Source organism: Erwinia sp. ErVv1, from assembly GCF_900068895.1.
Lineage (GTDB): Bacteria > Pseudomonadota > Gammaproteobacteria > Enterobacterales > Enterobacteriaceae > Erwinia.
Genome location: NZ_CDPK01000011.1, coordinates 26,575 through 40,373, shown reverse-complemented (window position 1 = coordinate 40,373; position 13,799 = coordinate 26,575). Strand labels below are relative to the sequence as shown.

The 13,799-nt window shown below is 55.5% G+C and carries 12 protein-coding genes; 1 reads left to right on the top strand and 11 read right to left on the bottom strand.

What is annotated here, in order from left to right:
* Positions 1-145 precede the first annotated feature (145 nt).
* From bamB to ndk, 8 genes are all read right to left on the bottom strand, one after another.
* Positions 146-1,327, bottom strand: coding sequence for an outer membrane protein assembly factor BamB (bamB, locus tag A1830_RS15285; RefSeq protein WP_067708012.1), 1,182 nt, complete (start codon positions 1,325-1,327; stop codon positions 146-148).
* A gap of 45 nt (positions 1,328-1,372) precedes the next feature.
* Complete coding sequence (locus tag A1830_RS15280; RefSeq protein WP_067708008.1) at positions 1,373-1,993, bottom strand: YfgM family protein; 621 nt, start codon at positions 1,991-1,993, stop codon at positions 1,373-1,375.
* 31 nt (positions 1,994-2,024) lie between these two features.
* Positions 2,025-3,299, bottom strand: coding sequence for a histidine--tRNA ligase (hisS, locus tag A1830_RS15275; protein WP_067708005.1), 1,275 nt, complete (start codon positions 3,297-3,299; stop codon positions 2,025-2,027).
* 97 nt (positions 3,300-3,396) lie between these two features.
* The gene (gene ispG, locus A1830_RS15270; protein ID WP_067708000.1) at positions 3,397-4,518 is read right to left on the bottom strand and encodes a flavodoxin-dependent (E)-4-hydroxy-3-methylbut-2-enyl-diphosphate synthase; all 1,122 of its coding nucleotides are present in this window, start codon (positions 4,516-4,518) and stop codon (positions 3,397-3,399) included.
* Between the two features lie 38 nt (positions 4,519-4,556).
* On the bottom strand, positions 4,557-5,546 hold the full coding sequence (gene rodZ / locus A1830_RS15265; protein WP_067707997.1) for a cytoskeleton protein RodZ: 990 nt from the start codon (positions 5,544-5,546) through the stop codon (positions 4,557-4,559).
* Positions 5,536-6,267, bottom strand: a complete 732-nt coding sequence (gene pilW / locus A1830_RS15260) for a type IV pilus biogenesis/stability protein PilW (RefSeq protein WP_067707992.1) — start codon at positions 6,265-6,267, stop codon at positions 5,536-5,538. Before pilW ends, rodZ begins: the two co-directional genes overlap by 11 nt.
* Before the next feature lie 83 nt (positions 6,268-6,350).
* Entirely contained in the window at positions 6,351-7,520 is a 1,170-nt protein-coding gene (locus A1830_RS15255; protein WP_067707989.1) for a dual-specificity RNA methyltransferase RlmN, read from the bottom strand.
* Between the two features lie 265 nt (positions 7,521-7,785).
* Positions 7,786-8,217 (bottom strand): nucleoside-diphosphate kinase, encoded by a 432-nt coding sequence (gene ndk / locus A1830_RS15250; RefSeq protein ID WP_048915172.1) that lies wholly within the window; start codon positions 8,215-8,217, stop codon positions 7,786-7,788.
* Positions 8,218-8,485: 268 nt separating this feature from the next.
* Here ndk and sseA point away from each other — a divergent pair, with 268 nt between their 5' ends.
* On the top strand, positions 8,486-9,331 hold the full coding sequence (gene sseA / locus A1830_RS15245; RefSeq protein ID WP_067707986.1) for a 3-mercaptopyruvate sulfurtransferase: 846 nt from the start codon (positions 8,486-8,488) through the stop codon (positions 9,329-9,331).
* Positions 9,332-9,514: 183 nt separating this feature from the next.
* On the opposite strand, the gene A1830_RS15240 is transcribed toward sseA, so the two are convergent.
* The 3 genes from A1830_RS15240 to pepB form a co-directional block, all read right to left on the bottom strand.
* Positions 9,515-11,170, bottom strand: coding sequence for an FAD-binding oxidoreductase (locus A1830_RS15240; protein WP_067707983.1), 1,656 nt, complete (start codon positions 11,168-11,170; stop codon positions 9,515-9,517).
* A 432-nt stretch (positions 11,171-11,602) separates the two neighbouring features.
* On the bottom strand, positions 11,603-12,373 hold the full coding sequence (sseB, locus tag A1830_RS15235) for an enhanced serine sensitivity protein SseB (protein WP_067707980.1): 771 nt from the start codon (positions 12,371-12,373) through the stop codon (positions 11,603-11,605).
* A gap of 109 nt (positions 12,374-12,482) precedes the next feature.
* Complete coding sequence (gene pepB, locus A1830_RS15230; RefSeq protein WP_067707976.1) at positions 12,483-13,766, bottom strand: aminopeptidase PepB; 1,284 nt, start codon at positions 13,764-13,766, stop codon at positions 12,483-12,485.
* Positions 13,767-13,799 lie beyond the last annotated feature (33 nt).

The following is a 13,799-nucleotide window of genomic DNA, read 5'->3' as shown; positions in this document are numbered from 1 at the left end:
TGACATACACCTTATTCTATACGACAAACAAAGGTTGCTGCCGCAAGGGCTCAGGCTGACGGCGTCAAGAATAACACGCCCAGAGAAAAACGAAACGGCCCCTGATGAATCAGGAGCCGTTACAGAGTGACGATCTAAGAAGGTATTAGCGGGTAAACGCGTAAACTTCGCCGCCCTTCGCCTGAATTAACAGCTTGTCGCTGGCGACTACTGGCTCGGTCTGGAAGCCGGAGCTGTCGACTTTCTGCTGGGCAACGAAACGCCCATCGTCAGTGTTGATCCAGTGCAGATAGCCTTCGCTGTCGCCAACCACAATATAACCGTTGAAGAGCACCGGTGAGGTCAGGTTACGGTGCAGCAGATCGCTTTGACGCCAGACCGTTACGCCCCCTTCCGTGCTCAGAGCCACCACGCGGTCGTCCTGATCAACCAGGTAGATACGGCCCGCATCAACGATCATATCGTGTACAGAGCCGATTTCACGCTTCCACAGGATCTGGCCGGAGCGGAGATCCAGCGCGCTGAGATTGCCATTATAGGCCAGCGCATAGACCACGCCGTTCAGGACGATTGGGGTGGTATCCACGTCGGACAGACGGTCAATTTCCGTTGCGCCAGTCGGCTGGGAAATACGCTGCTGCCAGATAATCTGGCCCTGATTCATCATCACCGCGCTGACGCGTCCGTTGTCACCGCCCACAATAGCCGCACCGAAGGCGGTCGCGGGTGCTGACTCACCGCGCAGCGACAGGGCTGGCACGTCAAGGTTGACCGTCCATTTCACCGCGCCGTTGGTCTGGTCCAGACCCTGCAACATACCGTTGCTGGTGTGGATCAGCACCAGGCCATCACTGACCACCGGACGTGAGAGCACTTCACCGGCCGCTTTAGCCTGCCAGGCAATGGAGCCGTCGCTGCTGTTTAAGGCATAAACCTGTGCGCGTTCGCTGCCGACGTAGACGTGTCCACCGTCGACGGTCACGCCACCGGAGAGCAGCGCGGGATGATTTTTAGAGAAAAAGCCGGTTTTTTCTGACAGATCGACTTTCCACTGCTCTTTGCCATCACCCGCGTTTAGCGCTTTGACGATGCCGAAGCGATCGGCCGCATAAACGGTACTGTCTGCCCAGGTCGGATGCAGGTTGGAGTAGAAATCACCTACGCCGTCACCGACCGACGTGCTCCAGACTTTTTCCGGGGTAAACTGATTTTCTACTTTTGGCAGCGGCGACATTTTGACCACGTCTTCTTCGCCGCTAAACCATGAACATCCGCTAAGTAAGGTGACTGAGATCAGTCCCGGCAGAAGTATCTTACGCAATTCCATGAAATCCCTCTTGAGCCTGTTTGAGGCAATTTAAACCACCGGACGTTAGCCCGGCAGATTATTCATCTTCATTTGCAGCATCTCTTTCAGCGCCGGTGACGCATCAGAGGCAATGCCTTTACTCCAGGCATCGCGCGCGCCGTGGGTATCACCTTTACTCAGCAGAGCTTCTCCGCGTACGTCGGCGACAATCGCTGTCCAGCCATCACCCTTCACGCTGTCGAGGGTTTTTAACACCTCATCCGGCTTCTTCTGCTGCAGCTGAATACGCGCCAGACGCATATTCATCACCGCCTGAAGGTTGGCATCGTTGGTATCTTTCAGCCCGACCTGGAGCTGCTCGGCGGCTTTATCCAGCTGATTCGCATCCACATAGCGCTTAGCCAGATCCAGCGAAGCCAGCGCACCATAGGTATTGCTGTTTTCGCTGGCAAATTTGGCCGCCGCATCCAGCGTTGCAGGCTTGCTGGCATCCAGCGCGGTCGAAACCTGCTGATAAGACGCCGAGGCCTGACGGCTGCCGCCATCTTCATGGCTGCTCCAGTAGCGCCAGCCTGCCAGCGCACCGATGCCAATAATCACTCCGATAACCAGCGCCTTGCCGTTCTGGGCAAAGAACTGTTTTACCGCGTCGATCTGTTCATTTTCGTTGCTATATACTTCCACGCAAACCTTCTCCTTTTAATCGCGATTCTGCTTATTTCAACATTACCGCGAGCGTTGCTGCAGCATCACGCTGCGCCAGCGTTTGCTGCTCGCCGTTGCGCAAATCTTTAATAACGACCTGACCGTTAGCGACTTCGTCTTCACCCAGCACCAGCGCGACGCGCGCGCCCCACTTATCGGCACGGGCAAACTGCTTCTTGAAGTTGCCGCCGCCGAAGTTGGTCATCAGCTTAAGTGACGGGTCGGCATCACGCAGCTGCTCGGCCAGCTGCATCGCGGCAGACTGCACGCCCTGGCCCGAAGCGATAACATAGACATCGACAATGCGCGTCGGTTCAAATTCAGGATTAACCGCCTGGACTAAAAGTACCAGACGCTCCAGTCCCATCGCAAAGCCTACGGCTGGCGTTGCGCGTCCGCCGAGCTGATCCACCAGGCCATCATAGCGCCCACCCGCACATACGGTCCCCTGCGCGCCAAGGCTACTGGTGACCCATTCAAAAACGGTGCGATTATAGTAATCAAGTCCGCGCACCAGCCGCTGATTAACGGTATAGGCGATACCCGCCGCATCCAGCAGCTTACGCATCCCTTCAAAGTGCTCACGGGATTCGGCATCCAGATAGTCACCCAGTTCTGGCGCGTCGTTAAGCAGCGTCTGCACGTCGGGATTTTTGCTGTCCAGCACGCGGAGCGGGTTACTGTACATGCGACGCTTGCAGTCTTCGTCGAGCACCTCTTTATGCTGCTCGAGGAAGGCCACCAGCGCCTCGCGATAGTTTGCGCGAGCCTCAAGGGAACCAATGGAGTTCAGCTCCAGACGAACGTGATCGGCAATGCCTAACGCTTTCCACCAGCGCGCCGTCATCATAATCAGTTCGGCATCAATATCCGGGCCCTGCAGGCCAAAGACTTCGGCACCAATCTGATAAAATTGACGGTAGCGCCCCTTCTGTGGACGCTCGTAGCGGAACATCGGACCGATATACCACAGACGCTGTTCCTGATTGTACAGCAGACCGTGTTCGATGCCGGCGCGCACGCAGCCCGCCGTGCCTTCCGGACGCAGCGTCAGGCTTTCACCATTGCGGTCATCGAAGGTGTACATCTCTTTTTCAACCACGTCGGTGACTTCACCGATAGCGCGTTTGAATAACGGGGTCTGCTCTACAATCGGCAGGCGGATTTCGCTGTAGCCATAGCTGGACAGCCCCTGCTTGAGGATCTGTTCAATACGCTGCCATACAACGGTATCCGCAGGCAGGTAATCATTCATGCCGCGAATAGCCTGGATATTTTTTGCCACTACTTTTCTCTCACCCTTTAGCTGGAGTCCCTGGCGAAATTTAATCGCCAGGTTCAGTTCCGGCCGGTAAGTCGTAACTCACCCGCCAGCCGTCAGATTATTTTTCAACCTGCTGGACGTCAATTCGACGGGACGCATCCATCATCGCTGCTTTTGCACGGATACGTGCTTCCAGCTGATCGATCATATCGTCATTGTCCAGGCGCTCACGAAGACGTACGCCATCCTCATAAAAGCCGCTTTTTTTATTGCTGCCGGTCACCCCAAGGGTGGAGACCAGCGCCTCACCGGGGCCGTTAACCACGCAGCCGATGATTGACACGTCCATCGGCGTAATGATGTCTTCCAGCCGCTGCTCGAGCGCGTTAACCGTGCCAATCACGTCGAACTCCTGACGCGAACAGGTCGGGCAGGCAATAAAGTTGATGCCCCTGGCGCGAATACGCAGGGATTTCAGGATATCGAACCCAACCTTCACCTCTTCCACCGGGTCGGCCGCCAGGGAAATACGCAGCGTGTCACCAATTCCCTCGGAGAGAAGCAGGCCAAGACCGATCGCTGATTTCACCGATCCTGCCCGCGCGCCGCCCGCTTCCGTGATACCCAGGTGCAGAGGCTGATCGATCTGCTTAGCCAGCAGACGATAGGATTCTACGGCGAGGAACACATCTGAAGCTTTAACGCTGACTTTAAACTGATCGAAATTGAGGCGATCGAGATGATCGACATGGCGCATGGCCGACTCAAGCAGCGCCTGAGGCGTAGGTTCGCCATACTTTTCCTGCAGGTCCTTTTCCAGCGACCCGGCGTTGACGCCAATGCGAATCGGAATGTTGTAGTAGCGGGCGCAGTCAACCACCTGGCGGATACGCTCTTCGTTACCAATGTTGCCCGGATTGATGCGCAGGCAGTCAACGCCGTACTCGGCAACCTTAAGGGCAATACGGTAATCAAAATGGATATCGGCAACCAGCGGGACGTTAACCTGCTGCTTGATCAAACGGAAAGCCTCTGCGGCCTCCATGGTCGGTACGGAAACGCGTACGATATCGACGCCAACACGCTCAAGCGCTTTAATTTGGCCGACCGTTGCCGCCACGTCGGTGGTACGGGTATTCGTCATGGACTGTACGGCAATAGGTGCACCGTCGCCCACTGGCACCTTGCCGACGTAAATGCGCGTAGATTTGCGACGGATGATGGGTGCTTCGTTATGCATGTTTTTTCTCCACAATCACTCGCGACCGGAAGGATGCGTTATTGCGCACCCACCGACAGGCGAGCAACCTGGTTGGTACGGATGAAACGACTCAAATCGACCGGCTGGCCCTGATAGTGAATCTGGACTGCGCTCGGTGCGCCAATTTTCAGGCGATAGGGAGCAGTGCCATTGAGGCTGAGTTTACCACCGCTGCGCTGCATGCCGCTGAACAGTTTTTTTCCCGAGGCATCGGTCACTTCCAGCCAGCAGTCCTTAAGAAAGTTCAGTACCAGCGCATTACGGTCAGCAGCGGAAGCGTCTACGCTGGCAGCGGCAACGGGCATCTGCCCGCTGGCGCTCACCGCTGCGTTATTATCGGCCTGCTGTGCGGGTGAAGCGGCAGCGGGCTGCTGCGTCACAGGTGCACTGTCCGCCGGGGCAGTGGCAGCAGGCGCGGCGGCGGGCGCCGCCTGAGGCGCAGGTTCAGCGTTCTGGGCGGGTTCATTCTGTACCGGTGCACTGGCTGCCGTCTGCGAGCCGTCGGCGCTGTTATCGGTCAGAGGAATGGACTGACCGTTTTCGCTGCCAGAAGACGCGTTCTGATCGGCCATTGACACCAGATCGTCCTGCGCGGCCTTATGGTTTTGCCACCACCAGGCACCCGTTAAACCGACCACCACAAACAACACCAGCCAGGTGAAGGTCATCAGCCAGCCGTCGCGTTTTTTACGCCGCTTCCCTAAAGAGAAACTTTGCATCGGTTCCACTTTCGCCGCGCGGACGGGGGCCTGTTTGGCCATCATCGGCAGCAGTTCTTCCTCAGGTACATGCACCAGACGTGCGTAAGAACGGATGTAACCCCGCAGGAAGGTCGACGCCAGATTGGCCGGCGATTTGTCCTCTTCTATCTCCCGGACGGTGGAAAGTTTCAGGCAGAGGCGCTCAGCAACGTTCTGCTGAGTGAGTCCCATCTCTTCACGGGCCCCGCGGAGGCGCTCGCCTGTTGAATTTACTGCTGTTTTGTCTTGATTGGCTTCAGTATTCATTAGCTAAAAAATGCAGGTGCTGTATCGATTGTGGAAAATTTCGCGCCAGCTGCTCCCCGGCAAGCCTGACGCCCTCCGGATGCTGCGCCAGCGCGGCGAAGCGAATCTCTAACCACAGACTTTCCGCCGAAGCAGTAAAGTTGCGTTGATAAACATCTAACAGGAGCCGGGATGAAACCAGCTCCCTCTTTCCAAATCGCCTTTCGGCTTCTGCCAGCAACGCCAGGCCTTTATCCGGATGATGCATTGTCGCACGGGTGAGCGCGACGACAGCCTTATTCTGCTCTCCCGCAATGAGATAGCAGTAACCGGCATTCTCTAACGCATCCGCACGTCCGCCGTTTGACGTTAATTCTGCGGCCCTGCGGAACTGACGTTGAGCCGCATCATACTGCCCTAAACGACAGAGAAACGCACCGTAATTATTGATTACATCACGGTTTTCTGGAGCCAGAGCAAGTGCCGAACGATAAAAGTCCGTAGCGGCTTCATCATCCCCCCCCCGCTGCTGGTAGCGAGCCAGCGCCAGCTGGGTACGATAGTCCTGCGGGGCCAGCGCCGCCGCCTGGCGGAGGTTGCGCTGTGCAGCGATCAGGTCACCCTGAGTCAGATATTCAAGCCCTAACTGTAGTCGGGTTTGCACCCGTTCGCTGCGCGGCATGGCGGGGCTGCACCCCGCCATAAGTATGGCAATCAGCCATACCAGTAATCCTTTACCCATCCCGGCCTCCCTGAGGTTAAGCGCACTATCCTACGCCAATCCCCTCAGGTCCAACAGCAGCCCCGTCGATGAAGCCTCAGGTTTCAGAGCGCTTTCACAGAAATGGCCTCTCCCGCCATTTTTTTACGCAGCGTTCGCTTCGTGCGGTCAATCACCTCGCCAGCAAGCTGACCACAGGCGGCGTCGATATCATCTCCGCGGGTTTTACGCACGATCGTGGTAAACCCATATTCCATCAGTACCTTAGAGAAGCGATCGATCCGGCTGTTGGAGCTGCGGCCATAGGGCGCCCCCGGGAAGGGGTTCCAGGGAATAAGGTTGATTTTGCACGGCGTATTCTTGAGCAGTGCGGCCAGCTCATGCGCGTTATCGGTACTGTCATTGACCTGATCGAGCATGACATATTCAATCGTCACGCGGCCCTGATTAGCATTTGATTTCGCGATATAGCGGCTAACCGCCCCTAAGAAAGTCTCGATATTGTACTTTTTGTTGATCGGCACAATTTCGTCACGAATTGTGTCATTCGGGGCGTGTAGCGAAATTGCCAGCGCCACGTCGATCATATCACCCAGCTTGTCCAGCGCAGGAACCACGCCGGAGGTTGAGAGCGTGACGCGACGTTTTGACAAACCGAAGCCGAAATCATCCAGCATAATTTCCATGGCCGGTACAACGTTATTCAGGTTCAGCAGCGGTTCGCCCATCCCCATCATTACCACATTGGTAATAGGACGCTGGCCGGTCACTTTCGAGGCGCCGATAATTTTGGCCGCGCGCCAGACCTGACCGATAATTTCAGATACGCGGAGGTTGCGGTTAAAGCCCTGCTGAGCCGTCGAGCAGAATTTACACTCCAGCGCGCAGCCAACCTGTGAAGAGACGCAGAGCGTGGCGCGATCCTTTTCGGGGATGTAGACGGTTTCGACCTGCTGTCCCCCCACGGTAATCGCCCACTTGATGGTGCCATCCGATGAGCGCTGCTCTTCTGCCACTTCCGGGGCACGGATCTCAGCTACCTCTTTCAGCTTGCCGCGAAAAACCTTGTTGATGTCGGTCATCTCGTCGAAATCATCACAGCAGTAGTGATACATCCACTTCATCACCTGATCGGCGCGAAAGGGTTTCTCACCCAGGCTGGCGAAGAATTCGCGCATTTGCTGGCGATTAAGATCGAGCAGGTTAATTTTTTCTTTTTTGGCGGCGGCGATGACGGGGACGTCGGACGACGGACTCACAATATGTTCAGACATAATTCCAGGCCTCGTTATTACACGTTATGGCAGAGGGGATAAAAGTATATACCCATTCGGGACGGGGCCGCGACATAGCAACGCGCCTGACGCTTCACAGCGTATGCGTCAGATGGCAAGCCCGACAGAACGATGGATATAAATGAAACGCCCCTGATGAGCATAGTCTCACCAGGGGCGCATTATTGTACTCGCGAGCGACTTAAGGTCAAAGGACGCAGCCAAAATAAATTGTAAACGCCCTGCCCTCAGTCTGCGCTAATGATTAGCGGGTACGCGGGCACACTTCGTTTTCGCCGAAGAAATAAGCGATTTCGCGCGCGGCAGATTCAGCAGAGTCTGAACCGTGGGTGGCGTTCTCAGTGAAGCTGTCGGCGTAATCTGCACGCAGCGTACCTGCCAGCGCGTTAGCCGGGTTGGTAGCGCCCATCAGATCGCGGTGACGCTGTACGGCATTTTCGCCTTCCAGCACGGAAACCACTACCGGGCCAGAGGTCATGAATTCAACCAGGCCGTCGAAGAAAGGTTTGCCCTGGTGCTCAGCGTAGAAGCCTTCAGCCTGCTCTTTGCTCAGGTGCAGCATTTTGCTGCCAACGATTTTGAAGCCAGCGCTTTCAAAACGGTTAAAGATGGCACCAATCACGTTTTTTGCCACCGCGTTCGGCTTTACGATGGAAAAAGTACGTTCAATAGTCATATGGACCCCTGTTTGATGTCGAGTGTAGCCGGCGAAAAGGTTCCCCGGTCTGGAAAATGGCGCCGATTATAGGGGGCATCGTTCGCGTTGCCTATCGGAGATTCAACATATTATTAAAAAAATGCGATCCTGATTCCCACAATTTCTCAACGGCTTTCGTCCCAGGTACGATCTCTGCATGCCAGCGCGAAGCCTGGGGGATTACATCTTGTGATGCCCGCCAGGATCGTTGACACTCACTGTTCTCATCACCTTAAGCGAGGCCGCTATGAATCGCTCATTTTTTGTTACCGCCGCCTGGCTGGCAGAACACCTCTCCGATGACGCTGTGCAGGTCATTGATGCCCGTCTGCTGCCCCCGGGCCAGGAGAAGCTGCGCGATATTCAGGCTGAGTATCTGGCGAAACATCTGCCTGACGCGCCGTTCTTCAATATTGAAGCGCTGTCGGACCCGCTCAGCCCTTATCCCCATATGATGCCCCGCGCAGAAAGCTTTGCCGTCGCCATGCGCGAACTGGGCATTAGCAGTGATAAACATCTGGTGGTTTACGATGAGGGTAATTTGTTCTCTGCCCCGCGCGCCTGGTGGATGCTGCAACAGGCTGGCGTGGGCCAGGTGTCGATTCTCGCCGGGGGGTTGCAGAAATGGGAGCAAGCCGGTTTGCCACTGCAAAGCGGCGAAGTACATCTGCCTGAGGCCGAATTCGAGGCCGCCTTTGACGATGATGCCGTGGTGCGTTTAACGGACGTGCTACTGGTAAGCCATGAGCAGAGCGCACAGATTATCGATGCGCGGGCGGGAAACCGGTTTCGGGGTGAAGTGGATGAACCGCGTCCCGGTTTGCTGCGAGGACGCATTCCTGGCAGCCTGAATGTGCCGTGGAACGATCTGGTGGAAAACGGCGAACTCAAGCCCGCGACGGCGCTTAAAGCGATTTTCCAGCAGCAGGGTGTCAGCCTGACCCAACCCGTGGTGGCCAGCTGTGGTTCCGGCGTGACCGCCGTGGTGGTGATCCTCGCGCTGAACAGCCTGGGTGTGGAAAATGTCCGACTGTACGATGGTTCCTGGGGGGAATGGGGAAGCCGAAATGATTTGCCGGTTACCCTCGGCTAAGCATCGGGCCATTCACGCCGGGCTATGGCATCGTTGCCCGGCCAGATAGCCGATGGCATTTATCAGAGGCAGCTTAACTGGTGTCATCAGCGAATATTGTCAGCGAGCCGCATACCATAATCAGCATGCGACTCGCCTGTAGAAAAGTTTGGCCGCTTCCGTGCCTGCCTGGACTTTACTGCACTATTTGGCAGGCAGCACCAGGGGAATGGACATCTCGTGGCGGAAGAGATTTTTGGGATCCACTGCCTGTTTGGTTTTCACCAGACTCTCGGCTTTGTCCCCGTAATAAAGTGTTAACCACTCTGGATCAACTTTCGCATGGTCGGCGGCGGTATATTTCATATCCGTGTCGGGGTAGTTGATGTAGCACCCCTGATAGCGGCCATCATTACCGTAAGGTTTGCCGCCCTGATCGGCAAAACAGGCGGAATAAAGCTTCTGCATCCAGTTAATGCAGTATTGATCGTTCGCTTTATCGGTCCAGTACACCTGGAACTGCGCCTTTAACAACGAGCTGCGCTGATATACCGAGGTCGGGTTGGTGGTTTCATCATTGGTATTAATACAGCCGCCGTAAGAGTCGATCTGCACCAGCGCCTGATTAAGGAGAGGATCGTCTGCGCCGTTCAGCCCTTCCCACAATGCGGTAATCTCGGTTGCGCCAAAATTACCAATCTGCTGGTCAGATTTATATTTGCCACGCTGGTTATCCCCTGAGCCATTGAGCGTCTGGGTGGCATACAGCCAGTCGATTAGCCGCGCATCCTTGACCGCGTCTTTGAACTTTCTTTTGCTTTCAGCCTGAGCGTTTACCACCCCATACGTCATGCCCATCTCAATAACATCCGGCACGACGCCAGCCGCCTTGTTCATGGTGTCCACGAAGTCAGAGAAGGGCTTTTCCTGCCCGCTGCCGTCCACCCGGCCATCATTGCCCGTGTACTGAATAAGCAGATGAATGTCGCCGGTGGAGCGGTGCTGGAGCTTCAGTAATGAGAAGAGTCCACCGTTAGCCTTCGTGATATCCTGGCTGTTCCATTCTGAATCATGGGTGTTAAACCACTGCCAGTAGCTATTCAGGAACTGACCAAAGTGCGCTTTGTCTTTAAAAGTACTCCATGGCCAGGCCAGCGACAGCAGATAAACCTGCTCAGGTGCAGCAGGCAGTTCGGCAAAGTAGTAGTTAAGAATAATTCCGAAGTTACCCCCGCCCGCACCGCGACAGGCGATAAAAAGATCGCGATCGCTTCCGGTACTTTTCAGGCTCACGTGCTTTGCCAGGAGCGATTTTCCATCAGCCGCCGGTACCAGTATATCCACGCCCGACAGCCAGTCGACCGTCAGACCATGCAGGCGGGAGAGCAGCCCATATCCGCCCCCGCTGATATGACCGCCAGCGCCGACAGAGTAGCAGGAGCCGCCGGGAATAGAGCGGTTTGCCAGTTTGTATAAATTAACGGTGCCGTCCCAGTTTTGATTACCACTTGCCGCACGAAACTTGTACTTTGCGCTGGTATCCCAGGGTGAGCTGATATCAGCATTTTCACTAAAATCCATCCCCACCAGCAGGCTGAGATCGATTATCGCCAGGGGGGGCGTCCCATCCGCCGCCAGCTTGTTGCTGACAAAGCCTTCATAGCAGTGACCGCCACTGCGCACCGTAATCCGCTGATTACGCGCCAGAGCGGCATTAGCCGCAGAGAGGACGTCTCCACTGTTGTTGCAGACATAAATATAATCTGCCCCACTGCCCTGCTCGGGCCAGCGTAAATTAAACCCCTTTTTTAACGTTTCGAATCGGGTATCGGTTTTATCAATCAAGTTATAGCTACTCATTCTATTTCTCCGTCTTAGTTTGGATAACGTCATAAGATGCAGGAAAGTAGCCGATTCATAAGGATGAAGGAAATTAAAGAAGAAGGTAAATATTGCTAATTGACTTACACCACCCAAATGGAAATTATTCACGCCAGAGGCATAATAGTGACTCATGCCACCCATAGTAGTCATGAGTTAATTCATTCACTTTGCTTTTTTTGATATTTTAACATGTAAAAAATGTCAAAATAACGCTCCCGGCTGACGTAGCAACGTGCAACGGTATTCCGTGCAGTTAATTAGCGAAGCACATTACGACGGTGAATGGGGTAATGGCCATCATTGCAGCGGTGAATGGGGTTATAGCCCATCATCGCGGCGGGTAACGCTGTGGGTCAGCAGCCTGATGTGGGCGAGTCATTGAGTCAGCGTAAAATTAGCGCCATCAGATTAATGCGGTAATTTGAAGTCGCGGAGGAAGCTTCCCCACTTCCGCTGATAAAAAGGGGTAATATGTGCGATAAAAAAATGGCTGATGCCTTTTTCATTTTCGACAACCTGACAAATATCTACCGGCTCATCATCCGTTAATGTATCCGTGGCGACGCTACCGGCCGCCTGGATGATATTTTCAATGTCGCTGTCTGCCTCAATGCCAATAAGCAGGTTAGCGGAGGCATCGGCTGATTCTTTAATTAAGGCTACCCAGGCGTGGCGCACCTGTTTATGCTTCGCAAACAGCTGAGTCAGAGAGGCGATCATCTGTGCGGGCGGTTCGGCATGTTCAGAGAGCAGCAGGGATGTGCCTCCCTCAATGACCGTTTGCTCACTCAGCGCATTACCGCTCTCCCCCAGCAGGCTGGCGATTTCACGCGGTGAAAACTCCTTGCCGGTCGGCAGCTTCGGGTTAAGAAACAGCGTTTCGCCCAGCGTCATTTCGAATAACGCGCGCACCGGGATCACCAAAAAGGGCTGCTCCCCGCTGACTGCCTGCTGCATAGCGGTGAGTGAGGTGAAAAAAGGAATGATGCTGGTACCGTCGTCCTTTTCCCAGTGCTGTATCTCCACGGCCGGAGCCGCATCACCTTCTCCCTGTGCCGGGCTCTCGCCCGGAACCCAGACGCTGGCGTCCAGCAGTAGGGTAAAAAACTCGGGCCGGTGTGCCGGCTCGTTGGCCGCCAGTTTCAGCACCTCTTCAAGGCGCGGGTTGGTTTCATTCATGGCTCTGATTCACTAAACGTTAACGGGCAGGACGCCGCCTGCCCTGCGGGGTTATCTGCCGATCCCGAGGAGATGTGCTCTCCCCGGAACCTCAGGCATCACCAACGGATTATTTCAGCAGCAGGTTAGCCACCGTGCGAACGCCAAGGCCGGTGGCACCTGCGGACCACTGATCCACCGCTCCCTTACGGTAGGTGGCGGAGCAGTCGATATGAAGCCAGCCCTGCTGATAACGGCTCACAAAGTGAGAAAGAAACGCCGCCGCCGAACTGGCTCCAGCCGTATGGGACGGGGCCGCGATATTGTTCAGATCGGCAAAGTTAGAGGGCAGGTAGCCGCGGTGGAACTCCGCCAGCGGCAGACGCCAGAAAGGCTCATTTTCATGCGCGGCGCTGCTGAGCAGCGACTGAGCCAGCGAATCGTCGAAGCTAAAAAGGGCGTGATAATCATTACCCAGCGCCGTTTTCGCCGCGCCGGTCAGGGTGGCGGCATCGATCAGCAATTCCGGATCCTGCTGGCTGGCATCAATCAGGCCATCGGCCAGCACCAGGCGACCTTCCGCATCGGTGTTCATCACCTCAACGGTTTTACCGTTGCGATAACGGATAATATCGCCCAACCGCAGCGCGTTGCCGCTGACCATATTATCCGCGCAGCAGAGATAGAGTTTGACGCGCTTTTTCAGTCCGCGAACAATAGCCAGCGCCAGTGCGCCGGTCAGGGTCGCGGCCCCGCCCATATCCGATTTCATCGAATCCATGGATCCGCTGGGCTTCAGGCTGTACCCACCGGTATCGAAGGTAATACCTTTACCGACCAGGCAGGCAAATACGGGGGCATTTTCATCCCCGCCCGGATTATAATCCAGCACCAACAGCGCAGGTGCGCGGGTCGATCCCCGGCCCACGGTATGCAGTCCGGAATATCCCTGCTGGCGCAGATCGTCACCTTTGGTTATGCGATAGCTCACGCTTTCGCCAGCCACGCCGGACAGCAGATCGACGGCGCGCTGGGTCAGCTGTTCAGGGCTGAGATCTTCAGCCGGCAGGTTAATGGTGTTGCGTACCCAGTCAATAATCTTAAGGCGGTTATCAAATTCAGCGCGATCGCTCTCATTCAGATCGGCCCATTCGACTTTACGCTCGCCTTTGGGACCGCGATAGCCCTGCCAGAACGCCCAGCTTTTCTCCAGATCCCAGTCGCCACTAAGACTCACGTGCCGGATCCCCTGCGCATCGATTTTTCTCGCCGCGCGCTGGATAGTGGTCAGGGCATCGCCACCGTTAAGATGGATAGTCATGCCGCTGTCGTTGCTGGTCAATGTTGCCTTTTCTCCCCAGCGTGGATCTGCCGCTGTCGTTGACAGTGTTATTTTCATTGGTGTTGTTGTCATCGCATGGCTCCTTTTGAGCTGTTCATCGAATTT

What these genes read in the sequence shown, in the direction of transcription:
- bamB (WP_067708012.1), bottom strand. Translation starts at nt 1,327, where the DNA reads ATGGAATTGCGTAAGATACTTCTGCCGGGACTGATCTCAGTCACCTTA.
- ispG (WP_067708000.1), bottom strand. Translation starts at nt 4,518, where the DNA reads ATGCATAACGAAGCACCCATCATCCGTCGCAAATCTACGCGCATTTAC.
- rodZ (WP_067707997.1), bottom strand. Translation starts at nt 5,546, where the DNA reads ATGAATACTGAAGCCAATCAAGACAAAACAGCAGTAAATTCAACAGGC.
- pilW (WP_067707992.1), bottom strand. Translation starts at nt 6,267, where the DNA reads ATGGGTAAAGGATTACTGGTATGGCTGATTGCCATACTTATGGCGGGG.
- A1830_RS15255 (WP_067707989.1), bottom strand. Translation starts at nt 7,520, where the DNA reads ATGTCTGAACATATTGTGAGTCCGTCGTCCGACGTCCCCGTCATCGCC.
- ndk (WP_048915172.1), bottom strand. Translation starts at nt 8,217, where the DNA reads ATGACTATTGAACGTACTTTTTCCATCGTAAAGCCGAACGCGGTGGCA.
- sseA (WP_067707986.1), top strand. Translation starts at nt 8,486, where the DNA reads ATGAATCGCTCATTTTTTGTTACCGCCGCCTGGCTGGCAGAACACCTC.
- A1830_RS15240 (WP_067707983.1), bottom strand. Translation starts at nt 11,170, where the DNA reads ATGAGTAGCTATAACTTGATTGATAAAACCGATACCCGATTCGAAACG.
- sseB (WP_067707980.1), bottom strand. Translation starts at nt 12,373, where the DNA reads ATGAATGAAACCAACCCGCGCCTTGAAGAGGTGCTGAAACTGGCGGCC.
- pepB (WP_067707976.1), bottom strand. Translation starts at nt 13,766, where the DNA reads ATGACAACAACACCAATGAAAATAACACTGTCAACGACAGCGGCAGAT.